Raw genomic sequence first — 21,043 nt, 5'->3', positions numbered from 1 at the left:
CACCTAACAAACGTTTGGTGGAAAGATAGCTGAAGGTAGCTGATGTGCCCATGGGTGTCTCCACCTCGACCCCGGAAAAGGGGATCTCCGTCGTCACGGTCGACTTCCCGCCGGTGAACGCACTGCCGGTGCGGGGCTGGTTCGACCTGGCCGACGCCGTCCGCGCGGCCGGCCGCGACCCGGGGATCCGCTGTGTCGTGCTGACCGCCGAGGGCCGCGGTTTCAACGCTGGCGTGGACATCAAGGAGATACAGCGGGACACCACCGGCGGTACGCAAGGTCATGACGTGCTCATAGGCGCGAACCGCGGCTGCTTCGAGGCGTTCGCGGCGGTGTACGAGTGCGAGGTGCCGGTGGTCGCGGCGGTGCAGGGCTTCTGTCTGGGCGGCGGGATAGGCCTCGTCGGCAACGCGGACGCGATCGTGGCGAGCGACGACGCCACCTTCGGGCTGCCCGAGCTGGACCGGGGGGCACTGGGCGCGGCCACCCATCTGGCCCGTCTGGTCCCGCGGCACCTGATGCGCGTCCTCTACTACACCTCCCGCACCGCGACCGCGGCCGAGCTGCACGCGCACGGCTCGGTGTGGCAGGTCGTGCCGCGCGCCGAACTGCGCGCGGCCGCCCTGGAGCTGGCCCGCGAGATCGCCGCGAAGGACGGCCGTCTCGTCCGGCTCGCCAAGGCCGCCATCAACGGCATCGACCCCGTCGACGTACGCCGCAGCTACCGCTTCGAGCAGGGCTTCACCTACGAGGCCGCTCTCAGCGGGGTGGCCGACCGCGTTCGCGATAGCTTCGGCAAGGAGGCCACTCAGTGAGCGACAAGACCATGTCGGCCCAGGAGGCCGTGGGCCGCCTGGAGAGCGGGATGACCCTCGGCATCGGCGGCTGGGGTTCGCGCCGCAAGCCGATGGCCCTGGTGAGAGCACTGCTCCGGTCCGGGATCACCGATCTCACCGTCGTCTCGTACGGCGGCCCGGACGTGGGCCTCCTCGCCGCCGCCGGGCGGATACGGAAGCTGGTGACCGCCTTCGTCACCCTCGACTCGATCCCGCTCGAACCGCACTACCGCGCGGCGCGCGAGAGCGGCGCCTTCGAGCTGATGGAGGTCGACGAGGCGATGTTCATGTGGGGGCTGCACGCCGCCGCGAACCGGCTGCCCTTCCTGCCGGTGCGCGCCGGACTCGGCTCCGACGTGATGCGGGTCAACCCCGGGCTGCGGACGGTCACTTCGCCTTACGCCGATGAACTCTCCGGCGTCAGGGAGGAGTTCGTCGCCATGCCCGCCCTACGGCTGGACGCGGCCCTGGTCCACATGAACCGCGCGGACCGGCTCGGCAACGGCCAGTACCTGGGCCCGGACCCGTACTTCGACGACCTGTTCTGCGAGGCGGCGGACGCGGCGTACGTCTCCTGCGAGCGGGTGGTCGACACGGCGGAGCTGACCAAGGAGGCCGCGCCGCAGACCCTGCTGCTCAAGCGGTCGAGCGTGACGGGTGTCGTCGAGGCGCCGAACGGCGCGCACTTCACGTCCTGCGCGCCGGACCACGGACGCGACGAGGCCTTCCAGAAGCTGTACGCGACCACGCCGTACGCGGAGTTCGCCGAGCGGTTCCTCGGCGGCGACGAGCACGCCTACCAGAGCGCCGTCCAGGCCTGGCAGAAGGAGCAGCACCAGTGAGCCCGACACCGGCCGAGTACTGCGTGATCGCCTGCGCCGAGGCGTGGCGGCACAACGGCGAGGTGCTCGCCAGCCCCATGGGCCTGATCCCGTCCATCGGCGCCCGCCTCGCCAAGCGCACCTTCTCCCCCGATCTGCTGCTGACCGACGGCGAGGCGATGCTCGTCGGCCTCGACGGGACACCGGAGGGCTGGCTGCCGTACCGGCAGCACCTGACGATGGTGACCGGCGGGCGCCGGCACGTGATGATGGGCGCGAGCCAGATCGACCGCTTCGGCAACCAGAACATCTCGTGCGTCGGCGACTGGGCCAGGCCCAAGCGCCAACTGCTCGGCGTGCGCGGCGGGCCGGTCAACACCCTCAACAATCCGACCAGTTACTGGATCCCGAAGCACTCCACGCGCGTCTTCGTCCCGAAGGTCGACATGGTGTGCGGAGTCGGGTACGACCGCGCCGCCGCGGCGGGTCCGAGCGCCACCCGCTTCCACCGCATCCCCCGCGTGGTGACCGACCTCGGCGTCTTCGACTTCGCCACCCCCGACCACTCGATGCGCCTCGCCTCCCTGCATCCGGGCGTCACCGTCGAGCGGGTCAGGGAGGCGACGGGCTTCGAGCTGTACGTCCCCGACGAGGTGCCGTACACCCGCGAACCGACCCCGGCGGAGCTGGAGTTGATCCGCGAGGTCATCGACCCGAAGGGCGCACGGGACCGCGAGGTTCCCGGGGCGGGAATGATTCCCGGGGCCGCCAAGACCGGGGTCCCAACGGCCGGGGCCGCCGAAGCCGGGGGCCGCTGATGGACACCGCGTTCACCCGGCTCGTCGGGATCCGCCACCCGATCGTGCAAACCGGCATGGGCTGGGTGGCGGGCCCCCGCCTGGTCTCCGCCACGGCGGAGGCGGGCGCACTGGGCGTCCTGGCCTCCGCGACGATGACCCTCGACCAACTGCGGGACGCCGTACGGGAAGTCAGGTCCCGCACGGACGCGCCGTTCGGCGTGAATCTACGGGCCGACGCGGGAGACGCGGGCGACCGGGTGCGGATCATCATCGACGAAGGCGTACGCGTCGCCTCCTTCGCACTGGCCCCCTCACGCGAGCTGATCGCGGAGCTGAAGGAGGCGGGCGTGGTCGTCATCCCCTCCGTCGGGGCGCGCCGGCACGCCGAGAAGGTGGCCGCCTGGGGTGCGGACGCGGTGATCGTGCAGGGCGGTGAGGGCGGCGGGCACACCGGCGAGGTGGCGACGACCGTGCTGCTGCCGCAGGTGGTGGACGCGGTGGACATCCCGGTCGTGGCGGCGGGCGGTTTCCACGACGGGCGGGGGCTGGTGGCCGCGCTGGCGTACGGCGCGGCGGGCGTCGCCATGGGCACGCGTTTCCTGCTGACCTCCGACTCGACGGTCCCGGACGCGGTGAAGGCGCGGTACCTGGCGGCGACGGTCAAGGACGTCACGGTCACGACGGCCGTCGACGGACTCCCGCACCGCATGCTGCGTACGGACTTCGTCGACTCCCTCGAGAAGTCGGGCCGTACGAGGGCTCTCGCTCAGGCCGTCCGCCGGGCGGCCGGCTTCAGGAAGATATCCGGACTCTCCTGGCCTGCCATGATCCGCGACGGCCTCGCGATGAAGCACGGCAAGAACCTGTCCTGGAGCCAGGTCCTCCTCGCCGCCAACACGCCCATGCTGCTCAAGTCCGCGATGGTGGACGGGCGTACGGACCTCGGGGTGATGGCCTCCGGGCAGGTCGCCGGGGTGATCGACGACCTGCCCTCGTGCACCGAGCTGGTGGACCGGATCATGACCGAGGCCGAGGAGACGTTGAAGTCCTTGGAGCTACTCAGAGCCGCTCGATGATGGTGACGTTCGCCTGACCGCCGCCCTCGCACATGGTCTGGAGCCCGAACCGGCCCCCGGTGCGCTCCAGTTCGTGCAGCAGGGTCGTCATCAGCTTCACGCCGGTGGCGCCCAGCGGATGGCCAAGGGCGATCGCGCCGCCGTTGACGTTGACCTTCTCCGGGTCGGCTCCGGTCTCCTTCAGCCAGGCGAGGACGACCGGGGCGAAGGCCTCGTTGATCTCGACAAGGTCGATGTCGCCGATGGACATGCCGGTCTTCTTGAGGGCGTGCGCGGTGGCCGGGATGGGCGCCGACAGCATACGGATGGGGTCCTCGCCGCGTACGGAGAGGTGGTGCACGCGGGCGCGAGGGGTCAACCCGTGTTCCCGGACGGCCCGTTCGGAGGCGAGGAGCATGGCGGCTGCGCCGTCGGAGACCTGGGAGGAGCAGGCGGCGGTGACGGTGCCACCGTCGATGACCGGTTTCAGGGCGGCCATCTTCTCCAGCGAGGTGTCCCGGCGCGGGCCCTCGTCGACCGTGACCTCCCCGTGCGCCACCGTCTCGCGCGCGAAGCGGCCCTCGTCGATGGCACGGATCGCGCGTTCATGGGAGCGGAGGGCGAACTCCTCCTGGTCCAGGCGGCTGATGCCCCACTTGGCGGCGATCAGTTCGGCGCCGTGGAACTGGTTGACGGGCCGGTCTCCGTAGCGCGCCCGCCAGCCCTCGCTGCCCGCGAAGGGGCCCTGGGTGAGGCCGAGCGGTTCGGTGGCCTGGCGGGAGGCGAACGCGATGGGTATCTGGCTCATGTTCTGGACGCCGCCCGCGACCACCAGGTCCTGGGTGCCGGACAGGACGCCCTGGGCGGCGAAGTGCACGGCCTGCTGGGAGGACCCGCACTGCCGGTCGACGGTGACTCCGGGCACCTCCTCGGGCAGCCCGGCCGCCAGCCAGGCGGTGCGGGCGATGTCCCCGGCCTGCGGCCCGACCGTGTCGAGGCACCCGAAGACGACGTCCTCGACGGCGGCCGGGTCCACACCCGAGCGCTCGACCAGGGCTTTGAGGACATGTGCGCCGAGGTCGGCCGAGTGGACGCCGCTCAGGCCTCCCCTGCGCCGCCCGACGGGCGTACGAACCGCTTCGACGATGTAGGCCTCGGCCATGACAACTCCCTCAGGGAAATGCGGACATGGGGCTCGCGGACATGGATCTATTCGCGTACGGAGATCCCGTCGAGCACCATCGACAGGTACTGCCGGGCGATCTCCTCCGGGCTGTGGTGCCCGCCGGGCCGGTACCAGGACGCGGCGACCCACACGGTGTCGCGGACGAACCGGTAGGTGAGCCGGATGTCGAGGTCGGCCCGGAAGACCTCGGCGGCGACACCGCGCTCCAGCGTGCTCAGCCACGCCTTCTCGAAGTTGCGCTGCGACTCGGTGAGGAACGCGAAGCGCTGCTGCGCGGCGAGGTGTCTGGACTCCTTCTGGTAGATCGCGACGGCGGCGCGGTGCCGGTCGATCTCCCGGAAGGACTCGGTGACCAGGGCCTCCAGGGTTTCCCGGGGGCCGAGTTCGGCGTCCAGGACGGTGTCGTACCCGTCCCAGAGCTCGTCGAGGAAGGTTCGCAGGATCTCCTCCAGCATCGATTCCTTGGAGTCGAAGTGGTAGTAGAGACTGCCCGCGAGCATTCCGGCCTGGTCGGCGATCTTGCGTACGGTGGTGGCGTTGTAGCCCTGCTCGGCGAAGACCTCGGCGGCCGTGTCGAGCAGTTCGCGGCGCCGCTCGGGCGAGGCGGTCACCTGGGGCTTCTTCTTGGTAGGCACGGGCCCATTGTGGTCCTGTGCTCCTCGTATCCACGCATGCCGACCGCCTCGCCCCTACGCGTGCTGGCTGCTGACGGAGACGACTTCCCCGGTCATGTACGAGGAGTAGCCGGACGCCAGGAACACGATCACGTTGGCCACCTCCCAGGGCTCGGCGTACCGCCCGTACGCCTCGCGCGCCGTCAGCTCCTCAAGGAGCTCCGGAGTGGTCACCTTCGCCAGGTGCGGGTGCATGGCGAGGCTCGGTGACACGGCGTTGACCCGCACTCCGTAAGCGGCGGCCTCGATCGCGGCGCAGCGGGTGAGCGCCATGACGCCGGCCTTCGCGGCGGCGTAGTGCGCCTGCCCGGCCTGGGCCCGCCAGCCGACGACGGAGGCGTTGTTGACGACCACTCCGCCGCCGGCCTGCTCCTTGAGCATCCGCAGGGCCGCCCTCGTACACCGGAACGTGCCGTTCAACGTCACGTCGAGCACCTTCGACCACTGCTCGTCGGTCATGTCGACGAGGGCCGAAGTACCGCCGAGACCGGCGTTGTTGACGACTATGTCCAGGCCTCCGTGCAGTTCTCGAGCCGTGTCGAGGAGGGCTTGTACCTGGTCCTCGTCGGTGACGTCGCAGGGCAGCGAGGCGACACTCGACGCACCGAACTCGGCTGCCAGGGCCTCGGCGCTCTCCTTGAGCCGTCGCGCGTGCGCGTCGCCGATCAGCACGCGGGCGCCCTCTTCGAGGAACCTGCGCGCCGTAGCTCCGCCGATACCGGCGCCGGCCGCGGCGGTGATGACGGCCGTACGCCCCTTCAGCAGCCCGTGCCCGGATACGTACGCCGGACTCTCGACGTCGCTCATGGCTCCACGCTAACCTACCAAACACTTGTTAGGGAAGGTTGCCGCCGAAGGGTTCCCCCGAAGGGTGCTGCCGATGGATCTCGACCACTCCCCCGCCGACGAGGCGTTCCGCGCCGAGGCCCGGGCCTGGCTCGCGGCCCATGTGCCGCTCGCCCCCCTCCCCTCCCTGGAGACCGCGGAGGGCTTCGCCGCCCACCGCGCGTGGGAGTCCGAACTCGCCGCGGACCGCTGGTCGGTGGTGTCGTGGCCGACGGCGTACGGCGGCCGGGGCGTGGACATCGTCCGGTGGCTGGTCTTCGAGGAGGAGTACTACGCGGCGGGCGCGCCGGGCCGGGTCAGCCAGAACGGCATCAACCTGCTGGCCCCCACCCTCTTCGACCACGGGACTCAGGAGCAACGCGCGCGCGTGCTGCCGTCGATGGCGACGGGCGAGACCATCTGGGCGCAGGCATGGTCCGAGCCCGAGGCCGGTTCCGACCTGGCCTCGCTCACCTCCCGCGCGGTGCGCACGGACGGGGGCTGGCTGCTGAGCGGGCAGAAGACGTGGTCGTCGCGGGCCGCGTTCGCGGACCGTGCGTTCGGCCTGTTCCGCAGCGAGCCGGACACCCCGAAGCCCCACCAGGGCCTCACCTACCTGATGTTCGACCTGCGTGCACCGGGTGTGACGGTCCGCCCGATCGGCCGCCTGGACGGCAGACCCGCCTTCGCCGAACTCTTCCTCGACTCCGTCTTCGTCCCCGACGAGGACGTGATCGGAGAGGTGGGCCAGGGCTGGCGGGTCGCCATGTCGACAGCGGGCAACGAACGCGGTCTGACGCTCCGCTCCCCGGGCCGTTTCCTGGCCGCCGCCGACCGGCTGGCCGACCTGTGGCGCACCCACGCCGACCCCGCGGACACGGCCCTGCGCGACCGGGTGGCCGACGCGGTGATCGGCGCCCGCGCCTACCAGCTCTTCACCTACGCCGGCGCCTCCCGTTTCGCCGCCGGGGAGCCGATCGGGCCGGAGTCCAGCCTGAACAAGGTCTTCTGGTCCGAGTACGACATCGCGCTGCACGAGACGGCGCTCGATCTGCTCGGCCCGGAGGGCGAGTTGGCGGACACCGACTGGTCCGAGGGCTATGTCTTCTCCCTCGCCGGCCCCCTCTACGCCGGCACCAACGAGATCCAGCGCGACATCATCGCCGAGCGCCTCCTCGGCCTCCCGAAGGGCCGCCGCTGATGCGCTTCCTCCTCGATGCCGAGCAGCGCGCCTTCGCCGACTCGCTGAACGCGCTGCTGACGGCGGCGGACACACCGCCGGTCATACGTGCCTGGGCCACCGGCGACCGTACCCCCGGCCGCGCCCTGTGGTCCCGCCTCGCCGACGCGGGCGTCTTCGCACTGGCGGTACCGGAGGCGTACGAGGGCGTGGGCCCCCTCCCGGCCGAACTGGCCGTCGCCTTCATCGAGTTGGGCCGCCACGGGGTGCCGGGCCCACTGGTGGAGACGGTGGCCGCGGCCGTGCTCCTCTCCGAGCTGGGCGAGTCGGGCTCCGCCAAGCGCCTGCTGCCCGCACTGGCCTCGGGCGAGGCGCTGGCGACGGTCGCCCTGCCCGGCGGGGGCCCGTTCGTCCTGGACGCGGAAGCGGCGGACATCCACCTGACGGTGGACTCCCCCGAAGCCCCCACACGGGACACCACCCCGCCCGCCCGCCTGCACCTCAGCGGCAGCGGCAGCGGTCCCACAGGATCAGCACGCCCCTCCCTCGACCCCGCACGCCACCTCACCCTCCCCCACCCCACCGGCGAACTCCTCGCCACCGGCCCCCACGTGACCCACGCCGCCGCCCAGGCGCTCACCTGGGCCAGGCTCGCCACCGCCGCCCAGTCGCTCGGTGTCGGACTCGCCCTCCTCGACCGGACGGTGGAGTACGTCAAGCAGCGCACCCAGTTCGGTGTCCCCATCGGCTCGTTCCAGGCCGTCAAGCACCAGCTCGCGGACGCGAAGATCGCCCTGGAGTTCGCGCGCCCCCTGCTGTTCGGCGCGGCGCTGTCCATGGCACCGGCCGACGTCGCGGCGGCCAAGGTCGCGGCGGGCGAGGCGGCGTACGCGACCGCCCGTACGGCGCTGCAGCTGCACGGCGCGATCGGCTACACGGCCGAGTACGACCTGTCCCTCTGGCTCACCAAGGCCCGTGCCCTGCGCACCGCGTGGGGCAGCCCGGCCGAGTGCAGGGCCGAAGTCCTCACCGTTCACGGTCCACGAAGCACAGACAGCGCTGTCAGTGGTGGTGATCCTCGCTCGTAAGCTCCCGGTACTCCTCCGCCGTCGGCTTCGGGATCTGTGTGTCGGGCCCGTACATGGCCCGGGCCAGACGCGCCCGCAGCTTGCGCGAGGGACCGACGCGGCGGGTGACACCGTTCGCGTCGACGAGCGGACCCACCTCGTACGGCGTCGCCTGGTCGTGCTGGGTGAGGGCGAACCGCTGTGCCTGTGTGAGCGGTTCGTGGACCTCGACGAACTCGCCGTGCGGGAGCCGCTTGATGAGGCCCGACTCCCGTCCGTGCAGCACCTTGTCGCGGTCCCTGCGCTGCAACCCCATACAGATCCGCCGCGTGACGACGAAGGCGAGCACCGGCACGGCGAAGAAGGAGATCCGCACGAACCATGTGATCGAGTTGATCGACAGGTGCAGATGCGTGGCCACGATGTCGTTGCCGCCGCCGATCAGCAGCACCCCGTACAGACTCAGCCAGGCCACGCCGAGACCCGTGCGGGTGGGCGCGTTGCGCGGCCGGTCCAGGATGTGGTGTTCGCGGGTGTCCCTGGTGATCCATGACTCGATGAACGGGTACACGCCGATCGCCAGCATGATCAGCGGGAAGAGGGAGAAGGGGATGAAGACGCCCAACGCCAGTGTGTGGCCGAAGGCGTTGATCTCCCATCCCGGCATCACCCGGATCAGCCCCTCGGAGAAGCCGAGGTACCAGTCGGGTTGGGCGCCGGTGGTGACCAGGTCGGGGCGGTAGGGCCCGAAGGCCCACACGGGGTTGACCGTCGCGATCGCCCCCATCATCGACAGCACCCCGAACACGAGGAAGAAGAAGCCGCCCGCCTTGGCCATGTAGACCGGCATGAACGGCATGCCGACCACGGACTTCTGGTCCCGTCCGGCCCCGGGGTACTGCGTGTGCTTGTGGTAAAAGACCAGGATCAGATGGGCGACCACCAGGCCCAGCATGATCCCGGGCAGCAGGAGCACATGGATCGGGAAGAACCGCGGAATGATGTCGTGGCCCGGGAACTCCCCTCCGAAGAGGAAGAAAGAGAGGTACGTCCCCACCACCGGGACCGACAGGATCGCACCCTGCGCGAAGCGGACACCGGTGCCCGAGAGCAGGTCGTCGGGGAGCGAGTAGCCGGTCAGGCCGGTGATGATCCCGAGGAACAACAGCGTCCAGCCGAACACCCAGTTGACCTCGCGCGGCTTGCGGAACGCGCCGGTGAAGAACACCCGCATCATGTGCACGAGCATCCCGGCGACGAACACGAGCGCCGCCCAGTGGTGGATCTGCCGGATCAGCAGCCCGCCGCGCACGTCGAAACTGATGTCGAGCGTGGACTCGTACGCCCGCGTCATGATGACGCCGTTGAGGGGTTCGTAGGAGCCGTTGTAGACGACCTCGATCCCGCTCGGCTCGAAGAACAGTGTGAGGTAGACGCCGGTGAGGATCAGGACGATGAAGCTGTAGAGGCAGACCTCGCCCAGCATGAACGACCAGTGGTCCGGAAAGACCTTGCGCAGGTTGGTCTTGGCCATCGGGTACAGCCCGAGACGCCCGTCGGCCCAGTCCGCGAGCCGCTCGCCCTTGGCCGGCCGCACCGGTCGCCCGTTCCGCCCGGCCCCCACCGATCGCGCGCCCATGTGTAGCCTTCCCCTCGGCTTCCCTCAGGGTGGCACGGCGTCCCGGCTAAGCCAACGGGAGCGTCAGGATCCCCGCCAACTGGGCCTGTTGGGCGATACCGACCACGGCGGCAGGGCCCATCGCGTGCAGCACGGCTGCTTCCTCGCCGGTGAGCAGCGCGGCGTCGTACCGGCGAAGGGGCAGCCCGGCCACCTCGGCGCTCCCGTCGAGGGCGACCACCAGAGCGGGCGCGGCGGGGAGGGTCAGGCGGCCGCGTACGACGGCGACCGTCGGGGCCGTGCGGCCGGCGCCCCGGCGCCACATCACGTTGAGGTTCACGACCGGGCCGTCGAGCAGCCGGCAGTCGGTGGGGACATCGCCCCTGAAGTCCTGCGGTACGTAACGGGAGTCGACGAGCCGCCGCTCCCCGCCCACGGTCAGGTCCATGCCCGCGCCCTCGACGACGGTGAGGGTGCGGTCGATGTCGGGGAAGGCCGAGAACGGCCCGTCCGCGGCGACCTCGGCGAGACTCACCCGCCAGTCGAAGTCGTCCATGCCCGCGCCCTCGGGCGAGGCGACGATCTCGCGGGTCACCCCGCCCCCGTTCTTCCAGGGCACGGCGAGCCGGTCGGCGGCGGGCAGGAGACGTACGGTCACTGCACGATTCCCCGCGCCCGCGCCGCCGCCAGCCACTGCGGGAACTCCCCCACGATCCGGTCGTACAGCTCGCTGTCGGACACCTTCCGAGGCTCCGAACCAGCATGGAAGAACCCGGCGTTGTCGACGATCCGCTGCTGCGGCACCGGCAACTCGTCCAGCTTGCGCAGGAATTCGAACTGCCTGCTCCCCGGATCCCCGAACCCTATGAACTGCCAGAACAGCGGAAGCTTCGCCGCCTTGCACAAGTACCGTTCGGCGGCGAGCTTGTTGATCGGTCCGCCGTCGGTCTGGAAGACGACGAGGGCGGGGTCCTTGGAGCCGCTGTCGAGGTAGTGGTCGATGACCGCGTCCATGGCGAGGTGGTAGCTGGTCTTGCCCATGTGCCCGAGCCCGGACACGATCTGGTCGATGCGTCCCTGGTGGTTGACGAGGGCGATGTCGGTGACGGCGTCGATGTCGGTGGAGAAGAAGACGACCGGCACCGTCCCGTCGTCGTCGAGGTGCGCCGAGAGCCCCAGCACCCGGTCGGCGAGCGCCTGCACACTGCCGTCCTTGTAGTACGGCTTCATCGACCCCGAGTAGTCCACGACCAGGTACACGGCGGCCCGCTGCCCGCTCAGCCCGTGCTTGGTGAGGGAGACCCCGGCGCTCTTGTACAGACTGACCAGCGCGGGCGCGGTCTCCTCCACCTTGGTGAGGCTGATTCCGGCCATGCTGGGCTCCCATCGCGCGAGGGTCGCGGAAGTGCCGAGATTACGTCACCGCAGGCACGGGCAGGCATCGCAGGCCCCTGCCGTCCCACGCGTACACCGGCATTCGCTATTTTGTTCGCCGCAGCCCCACCGGCTCACCGTCCCGCTGTCACCCGCACACATCTCCCGAGGAGCCGACGTGGAGCCCGAGTCCACCGTCACCACCTGCTACCGCCATCCCAAGGTGGAGTCGCATGTGCGCTGCACCCGGTGCGACCGCTACATATGCCCGGACTGCATGCGCGAGGCGGCCGTCGGTCACCAGTGCCCGGAGTGCGTGAAAGAGGGCGTGCGGTCCGTGAGAGAGGCCCGCACGGCCTTCGGCGGCCGGATCTCGACGGCGCCCGTGGTGACGTACGTACTGATCGCGCTCAACGTGCTGGCCTACGTGGGTGAACTGGTGCGCCCGGCGATCGTGGACCGGTTCGAGATGCTGGGCGCGAGTCTGGTGGGTCCGGACGGTCTGTACTACGTCTGGCAGGCCGTCTACCCCTCGGACTTCCACGCGGAGGGTGTGGTGGACGGGGAGTGGTACCGGCTGCTGACCGGCGCCTTCCTCCATCTGCCGCCCACCGAGGGCACGTTCGGGGTTCTGCACATCGTGATGAACATGGTGTCGCTGTGGAACATCGGCCGCGTCGTGGAGTCCCAGCTCGGCCGGATCCGCTATGTCGCGCTGTATCTGCTGTCGGCGCTCGGCGGCTCGGTCCTCGTGCTGCTGATCGCGCCGGAAACTCCCACGCTCGGCGCCTCGGGTGCGATCTTCGGCCTGGGGGCCGCGTACTACGTCATGGCCCGTCGGCTGGGCGCGGACATGCAGAGCGTCAACCGCTTCATGGCGGGCCTGCTGCTGTGGCTGCTGATCTCCGCGGGGCTCACCTCCTGGCAGGGCCACCTCGGCGGCCTCCTGACCGGCACCGCCGTCACCCTCGCGTACGCGTACGCACCCCGTGACCGGCGCCGTACGCCGATACAGGTGGCGGCGTGCGTGGGGCTGCTGGTGCTGCTGGTGGTGTCGGCGGCAGGGAAAGTTATCGAACTGAAGAACGGGACGGCGTAGGTCTGCGTTTACTGTGGGCGCCATGAGAAGAGCCGGTTGCCTCCTGCTCGCCGCCGTCCCGCTCCTCGCCACGGCGGCGGTCTACCTCGCCACGTCCGAGAACGCGGGCACGGCGCAGGCCCAGGCGACCGCGTCGCAGCAGCCCGGGCCCGACGCCAAGTCCCTGGCCGAGCAGGCGGCCGACGACGAGCTGATCGCGGACCTGCCGCCCGGTCTGGCCGCGCCGGACAAGAAGGAGCTGGCCCAGAAGATCGTGGCCAGCGCCGAGAACTCCACACTGAACTGGCGCACCACCTACGCCTACGTCGAGGACATCGGCGACGGCCAGGGCTACACGGCGGGAATCGTCGGCTTCTGCACCGGCACCCACGACCTGCTCACGCTGGTCCAGGACTACACGAAGTCCCACCCGGACAACGGCCTCGCCCGCTATCTGCCCGCCCTGCGCAAGGTCGACGGCACGGACTCCCACGAGGGCCTCGACGGTTTCCCGGCGGCCTGGCGCGAGGAAGCCTCGGTGGCCGCCTTCCGCACCGCCCAGGACTCCGAACGCGACAGCGTGTACTTCGATCCCGCGGTCCGCCTCGCCAAACTCGACGGCCTCGGCACGCTGGGCCAGTTCATCTACTACGACGCGATGGTCCTGCACGGCCCCGGTACCGGCGCCGACGGCTTCTACGGCCTGCGCGACCGAGCCATGGCCGAGGCCGACACACCCTCCCAGGGCGGTTCCGAGAAGTCCTACCTCGATATCTTCCTCGACATCCGCCGCAAGACGATGAAGGGCGACGACGTCCACCTCGACACGACCCGTATCGACACGGCCCAGCGGACCTTCCTGTACGACGGGAACCTCGACCTGCGCACACCGCTGGAGTGGAAGGTGTACGGAGAAACGTTCCGGGTGCCCTGACCTGCCACCCGGTCGCCTTGGCCGGGCAGGGCCGGGACGCACCACGGCGCTCACCACCGTCCGGTCGGGGACAAGGCGAGCGCCGCGTTCAGTTCCGTACGCCTTTGTACGGGACGTCTGTTGGGGTGGAGCGTCAGACCATCAGAGAGCGGTCCGTCGGGCGGATCGGGGCCGGGAGTTCGCTGACCCCCGTCAGGAAGCGGTCGACCCCGCGGGCGGCCGAGCGGCCCTCCGCGATCGCCCAGACGATGAGGGACTGGCCGCGCCCGGCGTCACCGGCGACGTACACGCCGGGGACGTTCGTCGCGAAGTCGGCGTCACGCGCGATGTTGCCGCGCGCGTCCAGCTCCAGGCCGAACTGGGAGACCAGGCCGTTCTCGACGTCCGTACCGGTGAAGCCCATCGCGAGCGTCACCAGCTGGGCGGGGATCTTGCGCTCCGTGCCCGGCTTCTGGGTCAGCTTGCCTTCGATGAACTCGACCTCGACGAGGTGCAGCCACTGGACGTTGCCGTCCTCGTCGCCCTCGAAGTGGGTGGTGGAGACGGCGTAGACGCGCTCGCCGCCCTCCTCGTGCGCGGAGGTGACCTTGTAGAGCATCGGGAAGGTCGGCCAGGGCTGACCCGGGTTCCGCTCCTCGCCGGGCCGCGGCATGATCTCCAGCTGCGTGACCGAGGCCGCGCCCTGGCGGTGGGCGGTGCCCACGCAGTCCGCGCCCGTGTCGCCGCCGCCGATGACCACGACGTGCTTGCCCTCGGCCGTGATGGGGGGCGCCACGAAGTCGCCCTCCTGGACCTTGTTGGCGAGGGGCAGGTACTCCATCGCCTGGTGGATGCCCTTCAACTCCCGCCCGGGGGCGGGAAGGTCACGGGCGGTCGTCGCGCCCGCCGCGATGACCACGGCGTCGTACCGCTTGCGCAGCTTCGCCGCGTCGATGTCGCGGCCGATCTCCACGCCGGTGCGGAACTTGGTGCCCTCCGCGCGCATCTGCTCGATGCGCCGGTTGATGTGCCGCTTCTCCATCTTGAACTCGGGGATGCCGTAGCGGAGCAGACCGCCGACGCGGTCGGCGCGCTCGTACACGGCGACCGTGTGGCCGGCCCGGGTGAGCTGCTGGGCGGCGGCGAGACCGGCCGGACCCGAGCCGATGACCGCGACCGTCTTGCCGGAGAGGCGCTCCGGGGCCTGGGGCGCGACGTCGCCGCTGTCCCACGCCTTGTCGATGATGGAGACCTCGACGTTCTTGATGGTCACGGCGGGCTGGTTGATGCCGAGCACACACGCCGACTCGCACGGAGCCGGGCACAGGCGGCCGGTGAACTCCGGGAAGTTGTTCGTGGCGTGCAGGCGCTCGGAGGCGGCGGACCAGTCCTCGCGGTACGCGTAGTCGTTCCACTCGGGGATCAGGTTCCCCAGCGGACAGCCGTTGTGGCAGAACGGGATACCGCAGTCCATGCAGCGGCTGGCCTGCTTGCTGATGATGGGGAGCAGCGAGCCCGGAACGTAGACCTCGTTCCAGTCCTTGAGACGCACGTCCACCGGACGGGTCCTGGCGACCTCGCGGCCATGGTTCAAAAAGCCCTTGGGATCAGCCATTGGTCGCCGCCTCCATCATCTTCTCGGTGATCTCGGACTCGGGGAGTCCGGCTCGCTCGGCGGCGTCCTTGGCGGCGAGCACTGCCTTGTACGTGCTGGGGATGATCTTGCTGAAGCGGTCCACCGAGGCGGGCCACTCGGCGAGGAGCTTCTCGGCGACCGTCGAAGCGGTCTCCTCCGCGTGCCGGCGCACCACGTCGTGCAGCCACTGCGCGTCGGCGTCACCGAGGGCCTCGACGGCCCCGACGCTGCTGACGTTCACGTTCTCGGGGTTCAGGTCGAGGACGTACGCGACACCGCCGGACATACCGGCCGCGAAGTTCCGTCCCGTCTCACCGAGCACCACCGCGTGACCACCGGTCATGTACTCGCAGCCGTGGTCGCCCACGCCCTCGGAGACGACCGTCGCGCCGGAGTTGCGGACGCAGAAGCGCTCGCCGGTGCGGCCGCGCAGGAAGATCTCGCCGCCCGTCGCGCCGTACGCGATGGTGTTGCCCGCGATCGTCGAGTACTCGGCGAGGTGGTCGGCGCCCCGGTCGGGACGGACGATCACGCGGCCGCCGGAGAGGCCCTTGCCGACGTAGTCGTTGGCGTCGCCCTCCAGGCGCAGCGTGACACCGCGCGGCAGGAAGGCGCCGAAGGACTGGCCCGCCGAGCCGGTGAAGGTGATGTCGATGGTGTCGTCGGGCAGGCCCGCGCCACCGAACTTCTTGGTCACCTCGTGGCCGAGCATGGTGCCGACCGTGCGGTTGATGTTGCGGATGGCGACCTGGGCGCGGACCGGCTGGGCGTCGGTCGCGGAGTCCGCGGCCAGCGCGTCGGCGGCGAGCTTGATCAGCTCGTTGTCGAGCGCCTTCTCCAGACCGTGGTCCTGCTGGATGACCTGGTGCAGCGGGGTGCCCTCGGGCAGCTCAGGCACGTAGAAGAGGGGGCTCAGGTCCAGGCCCTGCGCCTTCCAGTGGGTGATCGCCCGCTCCACGTCGAGGTTCTCGGCGTGGCCGACGGCCTCCTGGATGGTGCGGAAGCCCAGCTCGGCGAGGATCTCGCGGACCTCCTCGGCGATGAACCGGAAGAAGTTCACGATGTACTCGGCCTTGCCGGCGAAGCGCTCGCGGAGCACCGGGTTCTGGGTGGCGATGCCGACCGGGCAGGTGTCCAGGTGGCAGACGCGCATCATGACGCAGCCGGAGACGACGAGCGGCGCGGTCGCGAAACCGAACTCCTCGGCGCCGAGCAGCGCGGCGATGACCACGTCACGGCCGGTCTTCAGCTGGCCGTCGGTCTGCACGACGATGCGGTCGCGCAGGCCGTTGAGCAGCAGCGTCTGCTGGGTCTCGGCGAGACCGAGCTCCCAGGGACCACCGGCGTGCTTCAGCGAGGTGAGCGGGGAGGCGCCCGTACCGCCGTCGTGGCCGGAGATGAGCACCACGTCGGCGTGCGCCTTGGAGACACCCGCGGCGACCGTGCCGACGCCGACCTCCGAGACCAGCTTCACGTGAATCCGCGCCTGCGGGTTCGCGTTCTTCAGGTCGTGGATCAGCTGAGCCAGGTCCTCGATGGAGTAGATGTCGTGGTGCGGCGGCGGGGAGATGAGGCCCACGCCGGGGGTGCTGTGCCGGGTCTTGGCGACCCAGGGGTACACCTTGTGGCCGGGCAGCTGGCCGCCCTCGCCGGGCTTGGCACCCTGCGCCATCTTGATCTGGATGTCGTCGGCGTTGACCAGGTACTCGGACGTGACACCGAAGCGGCCGGAGGCGACCTGCTTGATCGACGAACGGCGCGCGGGGTCGTAGAGACGGTCCGCGTCCTCGCCGCCCTCACCCGTGTTGGACTTGCCGCCCAGCTGGTTCATGGCGATGGCGAGGGTCTCGTGCGCCTCCTTGGAGATGGAGCCGTACGACATGGCGCCGGTGGAGAAGCGCTTGACGATCTCCTCGACCGACTCGACCTCGTCGATGGAGATCGACTCGCGGTCCGACTTGAAGCCGAAGAGTCCGCGGAGCGTCATGAGGCGCTCGGACTGCTCGTTCACACGGCCCGTGTACTTCTTGAAGATGTCGTAGCGGGCGGTGCGCGTGGAGTGCTGGAGGCGGAAGACCGTCTCCGGGTCGAACAGGTGCGGCTCGCCCTCGCGGCGCCACTGGTACTCGCCGCCTATGTCGAGGGCGCGGTGCGCGGGGGCGATCCCGGAGGCCGGGTACGCCTTCGCGTGACGCGCCGCGACCTCCTTGGCGACGACGTCGAGACCGGCGCCGCCGATCTTCGTCGCCGTACCGCTGAAGTACTTCTGGACGAAGGCCTGGTCCAGGCCGACGGCCTCGAAGACCTGGGCGCCGCGGTAGGAGGCGACGGTCGAGATGCCCATCTTGGACATGACCTTGAGGACGCCCTTGCCGAGCGCGTAGATCAGGTTGCGGATGGCCTGCTCGGGCTCGATGCCCTGGAGGAAGGTGCCCGCGCGGACGAGGTCCTCGACGGACTCCATCGCCAGGTACGGGTTGACGGCCGCGGCGCCGAAGCCGATGAGGAGGGCCACATGGTGGACCTCGCGGACGTCGCCCGCCTCGACAAGGAGACCCACCTGGGTGCGCTGCTTGGTGCGGATGAGGTGGTGGTGGACGGCCGCGGTGAGCAGCAGCGACGGGATCGGCGCGTGCTCGGCGTCGGAGTGCCGGTCCGAGAGGACGATCAGCCGGGCGCCGTTCTCGATGGCGGCGTCGGCCTCGGTGCAGATCTCGTCGATGCGGGCGGCCAGCGAGTCGCCGCCACCGGAGACCCGGTAGAGACCGGACAGCGTCGCGGCCTTCATACCCGGCATGTCGCCGTCGGCGTTGATGTGGATGAGCTTGGCCAGCTCGTCGTTGTCGATCACCGGGAAGGGCAGGGTGACGCTGCGACAGGACGCGGCGGTCGGCTCGAGGAGGTTGCTCGCGGGGCCGAGGGAGGAGCGCAGGGAGGTGACGAGCTCCTCGCGGATCGCGTCCAGCGGCGGGTTGGTGACCTGCGCGAACAGCTGGGTGAAGTAGTCGAACAGCAGCCGGGGGCGCTCGGACAGGGCCGCGATCGGCGAGTCCGTGCCCATGGAGCCGAGCGGCTCGCCGCCGGTGTTGGCCATCGGCGCGAGGATGATGCGCAGCTCTTCCTCGGTGTAGCCGAAGGTCTGCTGGCGGCGGGTGACCGAGGCGTGGGTGTGCACGATGTGCTCGCGCTCGGGGAGGTCGGAGAGCTCGATCTCGCCGGCTTCCAGCCACTCCGCGTACGGCTTCTCGGCGATGAGGCCGGCCTTGATCTCCTCGTCCTCGATGATGCGGTGCTCGGCGGTGTCGACGAGGAACATCTTGCCGGGCTGGAGGCGGCCCTTGCGGACGACCTTGGCGGGGTCGATGTCCAGGACGCCGACCTCGGAGCCGAGGACGACGAGGCCCTCGTCGGTGACCCAGTAGCGGCCGGGACGCAGGCCGTTGCGGTCGAGGACCGCGCCGACCTGGGTGCCGTCGGTGAAGGTGACGCAGGCCGGGCCGTCCCAGGGCTCCATCATCGTGGCGTGGAACTGGTAGAAGGCGCGGCGGGCCTGGTCCATGGAGGTGTGGTTCTCCCACGCCTCCGGGATCATCATCAGCACGGAGTGCGGGAGGGACCTGCCGCCGAGGTGCAGAAGCTCGAGCACCTCGTCGAAGGAGGCGGAGTCGGACGCCTCGGGCGTACAGATCGGGAAGATCCGGTCGAGCTTGTCCTCGGCTCCGAAGAGGTCGGAGACGAGCTGGGACTCGCGGGCCGCCATCCAGTTGCGGTTGCCCTTGACCGTGTTGATCTCGCCGTTGTGCGCGACGAAGCGGTACGGGTGGGCGAGCGGCCAGCTCGGGAAGGTGTTCGTGGAGAACCGGGAGTGCACGAGCGCGATCGCGGAGGCGAAGCGGCGGTCGGACAGGTCCGGGAAGAAGGGCTCCAGCTGGCCGGTGGTCAGCATGCCCTTGTAGACGATGGTCCGGGCGGAGAGCGACGGGAAGTACACGTCGGCCTCGCGCTCGGCGCGCTTGCGCAGTACGAAGGCCTTGCGGTCGAGGTCGATGCCCTCCGAGGAGCCGCCGTCGGACACGAAGATCTGACGGAAGACGGGCATGGTCGAACGCGCGGTGGCGCCGAGCAGCTCGGGGGCGATCGGGACCTCGCGCCAGCCGAGGACGGTGAGGCCCTCGTCGGCGGCGATCGTCTCGATCCGTGAGACGGCGTCGGTGATGCCGTCCTCGGGCAGGAAGGCGATGCCCACCGCGTACGCGCCGGCCGCGGGCAGCTCGAATCCGGCCACCTCACGGAAGAAGGCGTCCGGCACCTGGGAGAGGATGCCCGCGCCGTCACCCGAGTCGGGTTCGGCGCCGGTGGCTCCTCGGTGCTCCAGGTTGCGCAGAACCGTGAGCGCCTGCTCGACCAGCGCGTGGCTCGCCTCACCGGTGAGGGTGGCCACGAAGCCGACGCCACAGGCGTCGTGCTCGTTGCGGGGGTCGTACATACCCTGCGCTGCAGGGCGAGCATCCATGAAGGACCACTTCTGGCCATTCGTGGAGTGCTGGGACGGCTGGCGCGGCGTACGCATCGGCTCTCCCGTCGTCGTCGTGGCATATGCGAGTGCCGAGGGACGACGTTGGCCCTCTGCTTTATGTGCGCAAAATTTCGTGCAGGTTACATGATGGGGCGGATCTCGGGAACCGGATACTGCGTTCCAACATGCGGACACCGGAGGGTCGCGGCGGGGGTACCGCGCGCAGCGGTGGAGTTTAAGGGGGCCTAAGCGGACAGATCAGTGCCCGTCGGCCCGGAGCGCGGCAGGCAACGTCACCCGCCGCGGTTGTGCGGAGCAGGCCTCATTGCCCACAGCGCTTACGGCTCATGCCCAGTGGTTAAGCGTTCGAAACCGCCGAGTAACGGCTACTTATGCAGTCCCGTGCATAGGTGCCCGACGAGTCATCCTACGGCCGTACCGAACAAACTGCCCAGGGCGTACGTCACACCCGCCGCGGCACCACCCAGAGCGAGCTGCCGCAGCCCGCTGTACCACCAGGATCGCGCCGTCACCTTGGCCACGACCGCGCCGCAGGCGAAGAGCCCGATCAGCGCGAGCAGCAGCGCCGGCCACAGAGAGGCCGCGCCGAGCAGGAACGGCAGTACGGGGAGCAGGGCGCCGAGCGCGAAGGAGCCGAAGCTCGACACCGCGGCGACGGTCGGCGAGGGCAGGTCGCCCGGGTCGATGCCGAGTTCCTCACGGGCGTGTATCTCCAGGGCCTGCTCGGGGTCGCGGGACAGCTGCCGGGCGACCTCCCGCGCCAGCGGGGCGTCGACACCGCGCGCCTGGTACAGCTCGGCGAGCTCCCGCTCCTCGTCCTTCGGGTGCTTCCTCAACTCCCGTCGCTCGACTTCGAGTTCGGCCTCGACGAGTTCGCGCTGCGAGGCCACGGAGGTGTACTCGCCGGCGGCCATGGAGAAGGCACCCGCCGCGAGACCAGCGAGCCCGGTGATGACGATCGTCTGATGGGACACGGATCCGCCGGCGACACCGGTCATGAGCGCGAGGTTGGAGACGAGGCCGTCCATCGCACCGAACACCGCAGGCCGCAGCCAGCCACCGTTGACGTCCCGGTGGGTGTGGTTGTCGCGATGCGCCTCGTGCAGCGTCGCCTCGGTCTCGATGATGGCCATGCGGGTCCCCCTGGGATGCGCTTCTCGGATTGCTTCTCGGGTTGCTTCTCGGACTGCTTCTTGGACAGGTTCCACTTTTCGACAACCCCAAAACTACGCCGATAATTTCGCGCTCGCCAGCAAGGAAAGGCTGGGCTTACCTGCACGTTTATGGTTTTTCGCTCATCTGTGCCAGGTGAAGCGCAGATGTCGACCGGGTGATGCTGAGGTGCGCGAGGCTCTGGTGAACCGCGTAGGTGGGACAGATCCGCAAAGGGTTCCGCGCGGGTTTCCCAGGTTTCCGCGCGTCGACTCGTCGCGAACGGCGGCG

Annotated in this window: 17 protein-coding genes; 8 read left to right on the top strand and 9 right to left on the bottom strand. The window is 69.9% G+C overall.

All coding sequences use genetic code 11. The features are described 5' to 3' along the window. Positions 1-50 precede the first annotated feature (50 nt). From OG266_RS33405 to OG266_RS33390, 4 genes are read left to right on the top strand one after another with little or no spacing between them, the layout of a single operon-like run. The gene (locus OG266_RS33405) at positions 51-815 is read left to right on the top strand and encodes an enoyl-CoA hydratase family protein (protein ID WP_329548203.1); all 765 of its coding nucleotides are present in this window, start codon (positions 51-53) and stop codon (positions 813-815) included. Continuing rightward, a complete protein-coding gene (locus tag OG266_RS33400) occupies positions 812-1,678 on the top strand; it encodes a CoA transferase subunit A (protein WP_371550247.1) in 867 nt (288 codons plus the stop codon). The genes OG266_RS33405 and OG266_RS33400 overlap by 4 nt, the downstream gene beginning before the upstream one ends. Next, positions 1,675-2,475 (top strand): CoA-transferase subunit beta, encoded by an 801-nt coding sequence (locus tag OG266_RS33395; RefSeq protein WP_371550245.1) that lies wholly within the window; start codon positions 1,675-1,677, stop codon positions 2,473-2,475. The genes OG266_RS33400 and OG266_RS33395 overlap by 4 nt, the downstream gene beginning before the upstream one ends. Next, the gene (locus OG266_RS33390) at positions 2,475-3,533 is read left to right on the top strand and encodes an NAD(P)H-dependent flavin oxidoreductase (RefSeq protein ID WP_371550243.1); all 1,059 of its coding nucleotides are present in this window, start codon (positions 2,475-2,477) and stop codon (positions 3,531-3,533) included. Before OG266_RS33395 ends, OG266_RS33390 begins: the two co-directional genes overlap by 1 nt. Here the strand turns inward: OG266_RS33390 and OG266_RS33385 are convergent. From OG266_RS33385 to OG266_RS33375, 3 genes are read right to left on the bottom strand one after another with little or no spacing between them, the layout of a single operon-like run. Beyond that, the gene (locus OG266_RS33385; protein ID WP_326723779.1) at positions 3,517-4,674 is read right to left on the bottom strand and encodes an acetyl-CoA C-acetyltransferase; all 1,158 of its coding nucleotides are present in this window, start codon (positions 4,672-4,674) and stop codon (positions 3,517-3,519) included. The genes OG266_RS33390 and OG266_RS33385 overlap by 17 nt on opposite strands. Positions 4,675-4,721: 47 nt before the next feature. Next, complete coding sequence (locus tag OG266_RS33380; protein ID WP_266465462.1) at positions 4,722-5,333, bottom strand: TetR/AcrR family transcriptional regulator; 612 nt, start codon at positions 5,331-5,333, stop codon at positions 4,722-4,724. Positions 5,334-5,387: 54 nt separating this feature from the next. Continuing rightward, a complete protein-coding gene (locus OG266_RS33375; RefSeq protein WP_371550240.1) occupies positions 5,388-6,179 on the bottom strand; it encodes an SDR family oxidoreductase in 792 nt (263 codons plus the stop codon). A 73-nt stretch (positions 6,180-6,252) separates the two neighbouring features. On the opposite strand from OG266_RS33375, the gene OG266_RS33370 reads away from it, so the two are divergent. Together OG266_RS33370 and OG266_RS33365 are read left to right on the top strand one after the other, a co-directional pair. Further along, a complete protein-coding gene (locus OG266_RS33370; RefSeq protein ID WP_371550238.1) occupies positions 6,253-7,398 on the top strand; it encodes an acyl-CoA dehydrogenase family protein in 1,146 nt (381 codons plus the stop codon). Then, positions 7,398-8,465 (top strand): acyl-CoA dehydrogenase family protein, encoded by a 1,068-nt coding sequence (locus OG266_RS33365; RefSeq protein WP_371550237.1) that lies wholly within the window; start codon positions 7,398-7,400, stop codon positions 8,463-8,465. Before OG266_RS33370 ends, OG266_RS33365 begins: the two co-directional genes overlap by 1 nt. On the opposite strand, the gene OG266_RS33360 is transcribed toward OG266_RS33365, so the two are convergent. From OG266_RS33360 to OG266_RS33350, 3 genes are read right to left on the bottom strand one after another with little or no spacing between them, the layout of a single operon-like run. Next, positions 8,440-10,083 carry a cytochrome bc complex cytochrome b subunit gene (locus tag OG266_RS33360; protein ID WP_371550235.1) on the bottom strand — a complete coding sequence of 548 codons (1,644 nt, stop codon included), beginning with the start codon at positions 10,081-10,083 and terminating at the stop codon, positions 8,440-8,442. The two genes, OG266_RS33365 and OG266_RS33360, sit on opposite strands and share 26 nt — an antisense overlap. A gap of 46 nt (positions 10,084-10,129) precedes the next feature. Further along, positions 10,130-10,720 carry a HutD family protein gene (locus tag OG266_RS33355; protein ID WP_371550233.1) on the bottom strand — a complete coding sequence of 197 codons (591 nt, stop codon included), beginning with the start codon at positions 10,718-10,720 and terminating at the stop codon, positions 10,130-10,132. After that, the gene (locus OG266_RS33350; protein ID WP_329548193.1) at positions 10,717-11,436 is read right to left on the bottom strand and encodes a VWA domain-containing protein; all 720 of its coding nucleotides are present in this window, start codon (positions 11,434-11,436) and stop codon (positions 10,717-10,719) included. Before OG266_RS33350 ends, OG266_RS33355 begins: the two co-directional genes overlap by 4 nt. A 178-nt stretch (positions 11,437-11,614) precedes the next feature. Between OG266_RS33350 and OG266_RS33345 the strand changes: the two genes are divergently transcribed. Further along, the gene (locus OG266_RS33345) at positions 11,615-12,535 is read left to right on the top strand and encodes a rhomboid family intramembrane serine protease (protein WP_371550232.1); all 921 of its coding nucleotides are present in this window, start codon (positions 11,615-11,617) and stop codon (positions 12,533-12,535) included. 22 nt (positions 12,536-12,557) lie between these two features. Then, complete coding sequence (locus OG266_RS33340) at positions 12,558-13,448, top strand: chitosanase (protein ID WP_371550231.1); 891 nt, start codon at positions 12,558-12,560, stop codon at positions 13,446-13,448. 133 nt (positions 13,449-13,581) lie between these two features. On the opposite strand, the gene OG266_RS33335 is transcribed toward OG266_RS33340, so the two are convergent. The 3 genes from OG266_RS33335 to OG266_RS33325 all read right to left on the bottom strand — a co-directional run bounded on the left by OG266_RS33335 (position 13,582) and on the right by OG266_RS33325 (position 20,733). Further along, a complete protein-coding gene (locus OG266_RS33335) occupies positions 13,582-15,042 on the bottom strand; it encodes a glutamate synthase subunit beta (protein ID WP_329548190.1) in 1,461 nt (486 codons plus the stop codon). Beyond that, positions 15,035-19,633: a glutamate synthase large subunit gene (gene gltB, locus OG266_RS33330; RefSeq protein WP_371550229.1), complete on the bottom strand. Its 4,599-nt coding sequence runs from the start codon at positions 19,631-19,633 to the stop codon at positions 15,035-15,037. Before gltB ends, OG266_RS33335 begins: the two co-directional genes overlap by 8 nt. A gap of 368 nt (positions 19,634-20,001) precedes the next feature. Next, complete coding sequence (locus OG266_RS33325) at positions 20,002-20,733, bottom strand: VIT1/CCC1 transporter family protein (protein ID WP_371550227.1); 732 nt, start codon at positions 20,731-20,733, stop codon at positions 20,002-20,004. Between the last annotated feature and the right edge of the window lie 310 nt (positions 20,734-21,043).

The organism is Streptomyces sp. NBC_00554, from assembly GCF_041431135.1.
Classification (GTDB): Bacteria; Actinomycetota; Actinomycetes; order Streptomycetales; family Streptomycetaceae; genus Streptomyces.
Note: the sequence above shows the minus strand (reverse complement) of the source record. Positions and strands in the feature narration are given on the sequence as shown.